This window comes from Sphingomonas sp. A2-49 (genome assembly GCF_025548555.1).
In the GTDB taxonomy this organism is placed as follows: domain Bacteria; phylum Pseudomonadota; class Alphaproteobacteria; order Sphingomonadales; family Sphingomonadaceae; genus Sphingomonas.
Map to the genome: position 1 here is coordinate 139,768 of NZ_JAJLPA010000003.1, position 11,390 is coordinate 151,157.

An 11,390-nucleotide genomic window follows, 5' to 3' on the forward strand; every position below is an offset into this window, starting at 1 on the left:
GCCACCCCCGGCTCCGCCTCGGTTGATCGTTCAGGGCTTCCCTATTCACGCGGGGTGTCAATTTCCCCCGCCCCCTGCGAGCCGTTCCGTCATGGTCCCGGCGCGCGGGTCAGGCTCCGTTTTGAAAGTCTGTTTCCCATGTCATTCGCCAACCTCGGCCTCGCCGAGCCGCTCGTCCGTGCGCTCGAAGCCAAGGGCTATACCACGCCCACCCCGATCCAGGCGCAGTCGATCCCGATCCTGCTCGAAGGCGGCGACCTGCTCGGCATCGCCCAGACCGGCACCGGCAAGACCGCCGCGTTCGTGCTGCCGTCGATCCAGCGGCTGACGGAAGCGAGCAAGCGCGTGTTGCCGACGCATTGCCACATGCTGGTGCTCGCGCCGACGCGCGAGCTCGCCAGCCAGATCGCCGACAGCGCCCGCGGCTACGGCCAGTTCAGCAAGCTGTCGGTCGCCACCGTGTTCGGCGGCACCAGCATCAACAAGAACCGCCAGGACCTCAGCCGCGGCGTCGACATCCTCGTCGCCACGCCGGGCCGCCTGATCGACCTGGTCGAGCAGGGCATGTGCAACCTGTCGATGATCGAGATCCTGGTGCTCGACGAAGCCGACCAGATGATGGACCTCGGCTTCATCCACGCGCTGAAGAAGATCGTGCGGATGATCCCGCGCAAGCGCCAGACGCTGTTCTTCTCGGCGACGATGCCGGTCGCGATCCGCGAGCTGGCCAACCAGTTCCTGCACGAGCCCAAGACGGTCTCGGTCGTCCCCGCGTCGACCACCGCCGAGCGCGTCGACCAGTATGTCACCTTCGTCAACCAGTCGGAGAAGCAGGCGCTGCTGACGCTGGTGCTGCAGGATCCGACGATCAACCGCGCACTGGTCTTCACCCGCACCAAGCATGGCGCCGACCGCGTCGTGAAGCTGCTCGCCGGCAACGGCATCGCGGCGAACGCGATCCACGGCAACAAGAGCCAGGGACAGCGTGAGCGCGCGCTCGGCGAGTTCAAGGACGGCAAGACCAAGGTGCTGATCGCGACCGATATCGCGGCGCGCGGTATCGACGTCTCGGGCGTCAGCCACGTCGTGAATTTCGAACTGCCCAACGTCGCCGAGCAATATGTCCACCGCATCGGCCGCACCGCGCGTGCCGGCGCGAGCGGCATCGCGGTCGCCTTCTGCGCCGACGACGAGCGGCCGTACCTGAAGGACATCGAGAAGCTGACGCGCCAGAAGGTCGCGGTGCGGCCGCTGCCCGACAATTTCCAGGGCCTGTCGAACGAGATCAAGGCGACCCGCGTCAAGGCGATCGGTGCCGACCCGGCTCCGCGCGCCGACCTGCCGCGTGGCCAGCGCCAGCCGGCGCGTCCGCGCGCCACGCACGCGCCGACCGCAACGCGCAACTATGCCAACGCCAGCCGCGGCGGCACGCGGGGCAGCAGCAGCGGTGGCGGCAGCGGCGGTCGCGGCGGTCGTTCGGGCGGTGGTGGCGGTGGCCGCGGTCAGGGCAGCGGCGCGGCGCGCTAATTCCTCCTGCGGTGCTGCAACGGACGGCCCGGTGCGTTTCGCGCGCCGGGCCGTTCGCCGTCGGGGATGGCACCGGACCCCCGGCTCGGGCATTGTCGGGGGTGAAGGAGAGAAGCCCATGGACGTGTCCACCACTCCGGTCGCCGAGCGAATCGCGCGGGTGCTTGCCGGCCAGCGGATCAGCGCCAACGCCGGCGGCGATGCCGAAAGCGCGGGCGACCGCGTGGACAGCGCTTGGCGCGACTACCTGCCCGACGCGCTCGCGGTGCTGCGGACGCTGCGCGAGCCCGACCGCACGATGGCGGCAGCGGGCGATCCGGCGATCTGGGAACGGATGGTGCTGGCCGCGATCGAGGAGTCGAAGCCCGAGCGCGTGGTGCTGTAGGCCGCGCTATTCGACCACGGTGAGCCACCGGTCCGGCGCCGCGCGCGTGCTGCGCAGGGCGTTGGCCGGGGCGGCGGCATCCTCGAACCCGATCGCCACGCCGCAGAACAGCATCCGCTCCGCCGGCAGGCCGAGCGCCTGCCCCACCGTGTCCGGATATATCGCCCAGCATTCCTGCGGACAGGTGGCGAGGCCGGCGTCGACCGCCAGCAGCATCAGCGTCTGGAGATACATGCCAAGGTCCGACCATTGCGGCGGTCCCATGCCGCGATCGATCGAGCAGAAATAAGCGGCGGGCGCACCGAAGAAGCGGTAATTGTCGGCGAACCAGCGCCGCCGGCCGGCACGGTCGTCGCGCGGAATGCCCAGATGCCCGTACAGCGCCTCGCCGACGTCGAAACGCCTGGCGCGATAGGGATCGTCCAATGCCGGCGGATAGACCGCATAGGCGGGCGTCTCCGTCTCTCCGCGCGCCAGCCGCTCCGCCATCGTCGCCTTCAGCCGCGCCATCGCCGCGCCGGCGACGATATGGACGTGCCACGGCTGGAGGTTGCCGCCCGACGGCGCGCGCGCCGCCGCCTCGGCCAGTCGGCGCAGCACGGCCACCTCCACCGGCGTGTCGAGAAACCCGCGCACCGATCGCCGTGCCCGCACCGCCTGTTCGACCTGCATCCCGATCCCCTTGCACTCGTCGCGCGATTAAGCGACACCGGCGCCGCAATAACAAGTGTTACGGAGAGCGGATCATGGCGGAAGCCTATATCGTCGAGGCGGTGCGCACCGCGGGCGGGCGGCGCGGCGGGCGCCTTGCCGGCTGGCACCCCGCGGACATGGCGGGCGAGGTGCTCGACGCCGTCGTCGCGCGCAGCGGCATCGACCCGGCGGCGGTCGAGGACGTCATCATGGGCTGCGTCAGCCAGGGCGGCGAACAGGGTTTCCAGGTCGGGCGCGGGGCCGTGCTCGCCTCGCGCTTGCCGACGAGCGTGCCCGCGGTGACGATCGACCGCCAGTGCGGATCGAGCCAGCAGGCGATCCAGTTCGCCGCACAGGCGGTGATGAGCGGGACGCAGGACGTCGTGATCGCCGCCGGGGTGGAGAGCATGAGCCGCGTGCCGATGGGATCGACCGGTGCGCTGTTCGCGCAGGCCGGCCTCGGCAAGGCGAAGAGCCCGCGGCAGGAAGCGCGTTTTCCCGACGTCCAGTTCAGCCAGTTCATGGGCGCCGAAATGATCGCGCGCAAATACGGCTTTGATCGCGCCGCGCTCGATGCCTATGCGCTCGAAAGCCACCGGCGCGCCGCCGCCGCGACGACGCGCGGCGACTTCGCCGACGAGATCGTGCCGCTGGAGGTCGAGACGCCCGACGGCCCGGTCCGCCACGACCGCGACGAGGGCATCCGCTACGACGCCAGCCCGGAGACGATCGGCGCGGTGAAGCTGTTGCAGGAGGGCGGCACGATCACCGCCGCCAATGCCAGCCAGATCTGCGACGGATCGAGCGCGGTGCTGGTGGTCAGCGAAGCGGCGCTGAAGGCGCACGGCCTCACCCCGCTGGCGCGCATCCACAATCTGACCGTGACCGGCGGCGATCCGGTCATCATGCTCGAGGAACCGTTGTTCGCCACCGACAAGGCGCTGCGCCGCGCCGGCATGCGGATCGAGGACATCGACCTGTACGAGGTGAACGAGGCGTTCGCGCCGGTGCCGCTCGCATGGTTGCGCCATGTCGGCGGCGATCCGGCGCGGCTCAACGTCAACGGCGGCGCGATCGCGCTCGGCCATCCGCTCGGCGCCAGCGGTACCAAGCTGATGGCGACGCTGGTCCACGCGCTGCACCGGCGCGGCGGCCGCTACGGGCTCCAGACGATGTGCGAGGGCGGCGGCATCGCCAACGTGACGATCGTCGAGCGGCTGTAGCCCGCCCCCCCCTAACCCGCTTTCGCGCCGGGCCCCGCGCGGGGCCGGCCAACTCCCGGAGACCCTGATGCTCATCACCGACACCATTGCCGCCGTCGTCACCGGCGGCGCCTCCGGCCTCGGCGCCGCCACCGCGCGGGCGCTCGCGGCGAAGGGTGCGCGGGTCGCGATCTTCGACTTGCAACGCGAGAAGGGCGAGGCGCTCGCGGCCGAGATCGGCGGCGTGTTCTGCGAGGTGAACGTCACCAGCGACGAGAGCGTCGACGCCGGCTTCGCGCGCGCCCGCGCCGCGCACGGACAGGAAGCGGTGCTGGTCTGCTGCGCGGGCACCGGCAATGCGGTGAAGACCGCGAGCCGCTCGAAGGAGGACGGCAGCATCAAGCACTTCCCGCTCGCCGCCTTCGACTGGCTCATCCAGATCAACCTCGTCGGCACCTTCCGCTGCGTCGCCAAGTCCGCGGCGGGGATGCTGACGCGCGATCCGGGGGCGGACGGCGAACGCGGCGCGATCGTGATGACCGCGAGCGTCGCGGCGGAGGACGGACAGATCGGCCAGGCCGCCTATTCCGCATCGAAGGGCGGCGTCGTCGGCATGACGCTGCCGATCGCGCGCGACCTGATGGGCGAGGGCATCCGCGTCAACACGATCCTGCCCGGTATCTTCGACACGCCGCTGTTGCAGGGGGCGCCGCAGCCGGTGAAGGACGCGCTGGCGGCCAGCGTGCCGTTCCCCAAGCGGCTCGGCGATCCGGCGGAATATGCGCATTTGGCGATGACGCTGATCGAGAACGGCTATTTCAACGGCGAGGACATCCGCCTCGACGGCGGCATCCGGATGGCACCGCGGTAAGCGCGCGGGTCGCGCTCGCCTTCCGGCGCTGCGCGCCGTTTCCTTCCCCTGCCGGACGATGCAAGAGATGGCCGGGCCGGCGGCCGCGACGGCGGGGCATTCGCGCGACGCCGCAACAGGACACCCTCACCCTTCGGCGCTGCGCGCCTTTTCCTCTCCCGCTGGGAGCGGGAAGAGACGGCGAAGCCGGCGATAGGGTGAGGGTCAGTGGGGGACTGGAATCCCGCGCCGCTTCGCCGCGACGATGACGGGGCCTCATGGCCCCGCATTGTGCCGTCGCGGCCGCGACAGCGAACAGCCATGGTCGGTAAGCGCGCTATCCGCCGTCAGCACGCCTGCCCCCTCGGGAGACGACGCCGATCGATCGGGTCGCCGGCGACACCGGTTCAGTCGGCGAACACCGCCGGCCGCTTGCCCATGTTGGCGGCGACCGCCTCCATCATGTTGGGCTTGCCGATCACCTTCATCTGTTCGGCGGTCTCCGCTTCCAGCATCGTGCGCGGGTCGGCGTCGTGCGCCATGTTGAGCAGCCGCTTGGCGCCGCGGATCGCGTGCGGCGAACGGCCCGCGATCGTGCGCGCCAGCGCCAGCGCCTCCGCCAGCGGATCGTCAGCGAGCCGGGTGACGAAGCCATGGCGCAGCGCCTCGTCCGCGTCGAATTCCCGCGCGGTGTAGACCAGCTCGCGCAGCACGTCGTCGCGCACCAGCCCGCGCCAGATCGGGAAGCCCGCCATGTCGGGAACCAGCCCCCAATGCGCCTCGCGGATCGCGAAGCGGGTGGCGGGGGCGGCGATGCGGATGTCGGCGCCGGACATGATCTGGAACCCGCCGCCGAAGGCGACGCCATGGACCGCGGCGATCACCGGCATCGGCAATTGCCGCCAGCCCCAGGTGACGTGCTGGGGAAGGATGCTGCCCTGCGCGTTGCGGTCGGTCGAGGTGCCCGATCCGCCCCGCGCCATGCTTTCCATGTTGAGCCCGGCGCAAAAGCCCCTGCCCTCGCCCGACAGCACGACGCAGCGCACGTCGGTGCGGTCCGCCAGCGCGTCGATCGTCGCGCCGATCCGTTCGAACATCGCCGGATCGATCGCGTTCATCTTGTCCGCGCGTGCGAGCCGGACGTCGGCGATGCCGTCTGCGATTGCCAGGGTGACGCGGTCGGTCATGTCTCTCTCCTCGTTGCCGCGACGCTAAACCGGGCGGGCGCGTTGCGCTACCGCGGATGGCGTGTAGAGACGCGGCGATGAGCGGCTTCAACATCGACGCCTTCCTCGCGCACCGCTTCGCCGGGCATGCGGGTCGGCTGGGCATCACCTATCACGGCAAGGGCGACGGCTGGGTCGAACTGGCGCTGCCCTATGCCGATGCGCTGGTCGGCGACGTCGACAGCGGCGTGCTCGCCTCCGGCCCGATCATCGCGCTGATGGACATGGCGACCAGCGTTGCGGTGTGGGCGAAGCGCGACAAGTTCGCCGCGCAGGCGACGCTCGACCTGCGCGTCGACTATCTGCGCCCCGCCGTGCCGGGCCGGACCGTGATCGGCCGCGGCGAATGCCTGAAGCTGACCCGCGCGATCGCCTTCGTCCGCGGCATCGCCTATGACGAGACGCCCGACGATCCGCTGGCGCATGTCGCCGGAACGTTCATGCTGATGGATGCGCTCGCATGACGCTGCCCCCCTATGCCGAGATGCTGGGCATCACGCTGGAACCGCGCGACGGCGGCGCGCCGGTGCTGGTCATGCCCTTCGCCGCCGACGTGCTCGGCCGGCCCGGCTTCCTGCACGGCGGCGCCATCGCCGGGCTGCTCGAGGTCGCGGCGATCGTCTCGCTCCGCCACGCGCTGGCGGAAGAGGGCGGCGGCCGGATCAAGCCGGTCAACGTCACCGTCGACTTCATGCGCGGCGGCCGCGACAAGCCGACGCATGCCGAGGGGATCGTCACCCGCCTCGGCACCCGCGTCGCCAACGTCGAGGCGATCGCCTGGCAGGACGACCGGGCAAAACCGATCGCGCACGCCCGCATGAACTATCTGATCGCGCGCGACTGACCGGCGCGGATCGTGGCGCCTAGCCGCGCGCCAGCGTGGCCGCGTCGGCGATCTGCGCGGCGGTCGGGGTCACGCCGGTATACAGGACGAACTGTTCGACCGCCTGCAACACCGCGATCGCGCTGCCCGTGATCGTGCGCTTGCCGGCATCCTGCGCGGCGCGGATCAGCGGCGTGTCGGGCGGCAGCGCGACGGCATCGAGGACAAGGCCGGCCGCGGCGATCGTCCCACGGTCGAACGCCAGCGCATCGGCGTCCGCGCCCTCCATGCCGATCGGCGTGACGTTGGCCAGCACGCCCGCGGTCCGCGATCCGACGTCGGCCGCCCAGTCCCAGTCGACCGAGGCCGCCAGCGCCCGCCCGGTCGCCTCGTTCCGGGCGACGATCGTGCCGCGCGTCAGGCCCGCGTCGCGCAGCGCCGTCGCCACCGCCTTGCCCATCCCGCCCGACCCGCGCAGCAGCACGTCGCTGTCCGGCGGCAGCGCGGCCTGCTCCACGAGCGTCCGCACCGCAGAATAATCGGTGTTGTAGCCGGTGAGCCGCCCGTCGTCGTTGACGATGGTGTTGACGCTGTCGATCGCCGCCGCCGAGCCTTTCAGCCCGTCGAGCAGCGGGATCACCGCCTCCTTGAACGGCATCGACACCGCGCAGCCACGGATGCCGAGCGCACGGATGCCCCGGATCGCGCCGGGCAGATCGGTCGTGGAGAACGCCTTGTAGACGAAGTCGAGCCCGGTCAGTTCGTACAGGCGGTTGTGGAACCGCGTGCCGAAGTTGCTCGGGCGCGCCGACAGCGACATGCACAGCGTCGTGTCGCGGCCGATCGGGGGCCTGGCCATGCGTCCTCCTCAGCGGGCCGTCAGGCGGATCAGCCGCCCCTGCGACTTGCCGCCGTCCTCGATCACCCAGATCGACCCGTCCGGCCCCTGCTCGACGTCGCGGATGCGCGCGCCCATCGACCATTGATCGCCCTTGCGCGCGGCCTGCCCGTCGAGGTCGACGCGGACGAGCGATTGCGACGACAGGCCGCCGATGAAGGCGTCGCCCTTCCATTGCGGGAACATCGACCCCGAATAGATCATCAGGCCGCCGGGCGAGATCACCGGGTTCCACCAGACCTTGGGCGGTTCGTAGCCGTCGCCGGGCTTGTGGTCGGGAATGTCGCTGCCGTCGTAGTTGCTGCCGTTCGAGGCGTTGGGCCAGCCGTAGTTGCGGCCGGGCATGATGAGGTTCAGCTCGTCGCCGCCCTTCGGCCCCATCTCCTGTTCCCACAGATGCCCCTGCGCGTCGAAGGCGATGCCCAGCAGGTTGCGATGGCCGTAGCTCCAGATCTCGGGCGCGAACCCCTTGGCGACCAGCGGGTTGCCCGGCGCCGGCTTGCCGTCGAGTGTCAGCCGCAGCACCTTGCCCAGCGTCACCTGCGGGTCCTGCGCCGGCGTGAACTTCTGGCGTTCGCCGTTGGTGAAGAACAGCGACTGGCCGTCCGGCGCGAAGGCGATGCGGCCCGAATAATGGCCGTTGCCCTCGACGAAGGGCCGCGCCTGGAACAGCGCCTCGATCTCCCCCAGCCGTTCGCCGCCGGCGCCGTCGGGGCGCATCCGGCCGCGCGCCAGCACCACGCCCTTGCCGCCCGGACCGGCGGCCGAATAGCTGAAATAGAGGCGCTTGCTGGTCGCGAAATCGGGGGCGGGCACGACGTCCATCAAGCCGCCCTGCCCCGCCGAATCGACGGGAAGCGTCGCGATCGTCTGGCGCCGCTTGCCGTCGGGCGACAGCAGGATCATCTGCCCCGCCTTCTCGGTCACCACCATCCGGTCGTCGGGCAGGAAGGCGATCGCCCAGGGCGAGACGAAGTCGGCGACCACCGTCTCGCGGAACGGCTTGGGCGAAGGCGGCGTCTCGCCGGCCTGTCCGCCCGGCGCCGGCGCGTTGCCGGAGCAGGCGATCAGGGCGGCAGGCAGGCAGGCGAGCAGGTGTCGGCGCATGATATTCTCCCGTTTGGATGCGCGAACGCGCAAGGCGGCGCGATGGATGCTTGTTTCCACAGGGCGGCGGGCGTATATGGCTCGTGCCTTCTCTAACATCGTCAGGTGAAAGAGGCTGCGGGGGACCACTCCCGCGGCGGCGAACACGCATATTCACGCGGCATCCGCCGCATCGGTTCCGGAGCTTGCATGGCGGATATCGCCCTTCTCTCGCAGTTGATCGAACCCGAGGCGACCGCGCTGGGTTTCGACCTGGTGCGCGTCAAGATGTTCGGCGGCAAGTCCGATCCGACGTTGCAGGTGATGGCCGAACGCCCCGACACCGGCCAGCTGACGATCGACGATTGCGCCGAGCTGTCGCGCCGGATCTCGGACGTGCTCGACGCGCTGGAGGCGGAGGGACGCGATCCGATTCCCGACGCCTATCGGCTGGAAGTGTCGTCGCCCGGCATCGACCGCCCGTTGACGCGGCCGCAGGACTATACCGCCTGGGCCGGGCACGAGGCGAAGATCACGCTGGTGGAAAAGGTCGACAACCGCAAGATCCTGACCGGCGACCTGGTCGGCATCGAGGGCGACCGCGTGGCGATCGACGTGCGCGGCCATACGCGCATGACGGTGGCGCTGGACCAGATCCACGATGCCAAGCTGACGATCACCGACCGCCTGCTCGCCGCGACCGCGCCGCTGTCGAGCGAGGGCGCCGACGAAATCGAAGAGATCCCGGACGACGCGGATCTCGACCCCAACGACACCGACTCCTTGAACGAAGGACAGAAGTAAGATGGCCACCGTCGCCACCGCCAACCGCGCGGAACTGATCGCGATCGCCAATTCGGTCGCATCGGAAAAGATGATCGACAAGAGCATCGTCATCGAGGCTCTCGAAGAGGCGATCCAGCGCGCGGCCAAGACCCGCTACGGCATCGAGAACGACATCCGCGCCAAGCTCGACCCGACCAGCGGCGACCTGCGCCTGTGGCGCGTCGTCGAGGTGGTCGAGGCGGTCGACGACTATTTCAAGCAGGTCGACGTGACCCAGGCGCAGAAGCTGCAGCCGGGCGCCGTCGTCGGCGACTATATCGTCGATCCGCTGCCCCCGATCGAATTCGGCCGTATCCAGGCACAGGCATCGAAGCAGATCATCTTCCAGAAGGTCCGCGACGCCGAGCGCGAGCGCCAGTACGAAGAGTTCAAGGACCGCCAGGGCGAGATCATCACCGGCGTCGTCAAGCGCGTCGAATTCGGCCACGTCGTCGTCGACCTGGGCCGGGCCGAGGGCGTCATCCGCCGCGACGCGCAGATCCCGCGCGAGGTGGTGCGCGTCAACGACCGCATCCGCAGCCTGATCCTCAACGTCCGCCGCGAGAACCGCGGGCCGCAGATCTTCCTCAGCCGCGCGCACCCCGACTTCATGAAGAAGCTGTTCGCGCAGGAAGTGCCGGAAATCTACGACGGCATCATCACCATCCAGGCGGCGGCGCGCGATCCCGGCAGCCGCGCCAAGATCGGCGTCATCAGCCGCGATTCGTCGATCGACCCGGTCGGCGCCTGCGTCGGCATGAAGGGCAGCCGCGTGCAGGCCGTCGTGCAGGAGATGCAGGGCGAGAAGATCGACATCATCCCCTGGTCGCCCGACATCGCGACCTTCGTCGTCAACGCCTTGCAGCCGGCCAGCGTCAGCCGCGTCGTGATCGACGAGGAAGAGGAGCGGATCGAGGTGGTGGTGCCCGACGACCAGCTGAGCCTGGCGATCGGCCGCCGCGGCCAGAACGTGCGCCTCGCCAGCCAGCTGACCGGCAAGGCGATCGACATCCTGACCGAGCAGGACGCGAGCGAGAAGCGCCAGAAGGAATTCACCGAGCGCACCGAGATGTTCCAGAACGAACTGGACGTCGACGAGACGCTGGCGCAGCTGCTGGTCGCCGAGGGCTTCGGCGCGCTCGAGGAGGTCGCCTATGTCGAGCTCGACGAGATCGCCGGCATCGAGGGCTTCGACGAGGATCTGGGCCAGGAGCTGCAGAGCCGCGCGCAGGAAGCGCTCGATCGCCGCGAGGCCGCGAACCGCGAGGAGCGCCGCGCGCTGGGCGTCGAGGACGCGCTGGTCGACATGCCGTACCTGACCGAGGCGATGCTGGTCACGCTCGGCAAGGCCGGGATCAAGACGCTCGACGACCTCGCCGATCTCGCCACCGACGAGCTGGTCGAGAAGAAGCGCGTCGAACCGCGCCGCCGCAACGAGGACGCGCCCAAGCGGCCCGAGCCGAAGGGCGGCATCCTCAGCGAATACGGCCTGTCGGACGAGCAGGGGAACGAGATCATCATGGCCGCGCGCCAGCATTGGTTCGCCGACGAGGAAGCCCCCGCCGCCGACGCATCGGCCGATGCGACCGAGGGCGAGGACGCCTGATGCCGTTCGTCTCGATCCGCATCTCCGGCACCGCGACCCGCGAGGAAAAGGCGGGGATCGTCGCCGACGTGACGTCCTCGCTGGTCACGCGGCTGGGCAAGAACCCGGCCGCGGTGCAGATCGTGATCGAGGAAGTGTCGACGGAGAATTACGGCGCCGGAGGGCAGTTGCTCGCCGACCGCGACGCGCCCGGCAAACCGAGGGAGGACGCGCATGCGGTTCCCTCACAATGAGCCGCTAGCGCTCCATCAGGTTCGCGGCGTGCGATC

The 11,390-nt window shown here is 70.0% G+C and carries 13 protein-coding genes; 9 read left to right on the forward strand and 4 right to left on the reverse strand.

Annotated features, from left to right (window positions below; genetic code table 11):
• Positions 1–138 precede the first annotated feature (138 nt).
• Positions 139–1,527, forward strand: coding sequence for a DEAD/DEAH box helicase (locus LPN01_RS05775; RefSeq protein ID WP_262827405.1), 1,389 nt, complete (start codon positions 139–141; stop codon positions 1,525–1,527).
• Between the two features lie 118 nt (positions 1,528–1,645).
• On the forward strand, positions 1,646–1,912 hold the full coding sequence (locus tag LPN01_RS05780; protein WP_262827407.1) for a hypothetical protein: 267 nt from the start codon (positions 1,646–1,648) through the stop codon (positions 1,910–1,912).
• A gap of 6 nt (positions 1,913–1,918) precedes the next feature.
• Here LPN01_RS05780 and LPN01_RS05785 read toward each other — a convergent pair whose 3' ends face one another.
• Positions 1,919–2,584: a nitroreductase gene (locus LPN01_RS05785; protein ID WP_262827408.1), complete on the reverse strand. Its 666-nt coding sequence runs from the start codon at positions 2,582–2,584 to the stop codon at positions 1,919–1,921.
• Between the two features lie 74 nt (positions 2,585–2,658).
• Between LPN01_RS05785 and LPN01_RS05790 the strand changes: the two genes are divergently transcribed.
• The gene (locus LPN01_RS05790) at positions 2,659–3,828 is read left to right on the forward strand and encodes an acetyl-CoA C-acetyltransferase (protein WP_262827409.1); all 1,170 of its coding nucleotides are present in this window, start codon (positions 2,659–2,661) and stop codon (positions 3,826–3,828) included.
• A 67-nt stretch (positions 3,829–3,895) separates the two neighbouring features.
• Positions 3,896–4,678, forward strand: coding sequence for an SDR family oxidoreductase (locus tag LPN01_RS05795; protein ID WP_262827410.1), 783 nt, complete (start codon positions 3,896–3,898; stop codon positions 4,676–4,678).
• Between the two features lie 386 nt (positions 4,679–5,064).
• Here LPN01_RS05795 and LPN01_RS05800 read toward each other — a convergent pair whose 3' ends face one another.
• Complete coding sequence (locus LPN01_RS05800; protein ID WP_262827411.1) at positions 5,065–5,844, reverse strand: crotonase/enoyl-CoA hydratase family protein; 780 nt, start codon at positions 5,842–5,844, stop codon at positions 5,065–5,067.
• Between the two features lie 77 nt (positions 5,845–5,921).
• On the opposite strand from LPN01_RS05800, the gene LPN01_RS05805 reads away from it, so the two are divergent.
• Both LPN01_RS05805 and LPN01_RS05810 read left to right on the forward strand, forming a co-directional pair.
• Positions 5,922–6,347, forward strand: a complete 426-nt coding sequence (locus LPN01_RS05805; protein ID WP_262827412.1) for a PaaI family thioesterase — start codon at positions 5,922–5,924, stop codon at positions 6,345–6,347.
• Positions 6,344–6,727, forward strand: a complete 384-nt coding sequence (locus LPN01_RS05810) for a PaaI family thioesterase (protein ID WP_262827413.1) — start codon at positions 6,344–6,346, stop codon at positions 6,725–6,727. Before LPN01_RS05805 ends, LPN01_RS05810 begins: the two co-directional genes overlap by 4 nt.
• Positions 6,728–6,746: 19 nt before the next feature.
• On the opposite strand, the gene LPN01_RS05815 is transcribed toward LPN01_RS05810, so the two are convergent.
• Both LPN01_RS05815 and LPN01_RS05820 read right to left on the reverse strand, forming a co-directional pair.
• A complete protein-coding gene (locus tag LPN01_RS05815; protein ID WP_262827414.1) occupies positions 6,747–7,565 on the reverse strand; it encodes a shikimate 5-dehydrogenase in 819 nt (272 codons plus the stop codon).
• Positions 7,566–7,574: 9 nt separating this feature from the next.
• Positions 7,575–8,711, reverse strand: a complete 1,137-nt coding sequence (locus LPN01_RS05820) for a PQQ-dependent sugar dehydrogenase (RefSeq protein WP_262827415.1) — start codon at positions 8,709–8,711, stop codon at positions 7,575–7,577.
• A 189-nt stretch (positions 8,712–8,900) separates the two neighbouring features.
• Between LPN01_RS05820 and rimP the strand changes: the two genes are divergently transcribed.
• Genes rimP through LPN01_RS05835 form a run of 3 tightly spaced genes read left to right on the forward strand, consistent with a single transcriptional unit; the run spans position 8,901 to position 11,354 of the window.
• Positions 8,901–9,494 carry a ribosome maturation protein RimP gene (gene rimP / locus LPN01_RS05825; RefSeq protein WP_262827416.1) on the forward strand — a complete coding sequence of 198 codons (594 nt, stop codon included), beginning with the start codon at positions 8,901–8,903 and terminating at the stop codon, positions 9,492–9,494.
• A 1-nt stretch (position 9,495) separates the two neighbouring features.
• Positions 9,496–11,121 (forward strand): transcription termination factor NusA, encoded by a 1,626-nt coding sequence (gene nusA / locus LPN01_RS05830; RefSeq protein ID WP_262827417.1) that lies wholly within the window; start codon positions 9,496–9,498, stop codon positions 11,119–11,121.
• Positions 11,121–11,354 carry a tautomerase family protein gene (locus tag LPN01_RS05835; protein WP_262827418.1) on the forward strand — a complete coding sequence of 78 codons (234 nt, stop codon included), beginning with the start codon at positions 11,121–11,123 and terminating at the stop codon, positions 11,352–11,354. Before nusA ends, LPN01_RS05835 begins: the two co-directional genes overlap by 1 nt.
• Positions 11,355–11,390: the final 36 nt, after the last annotated feature.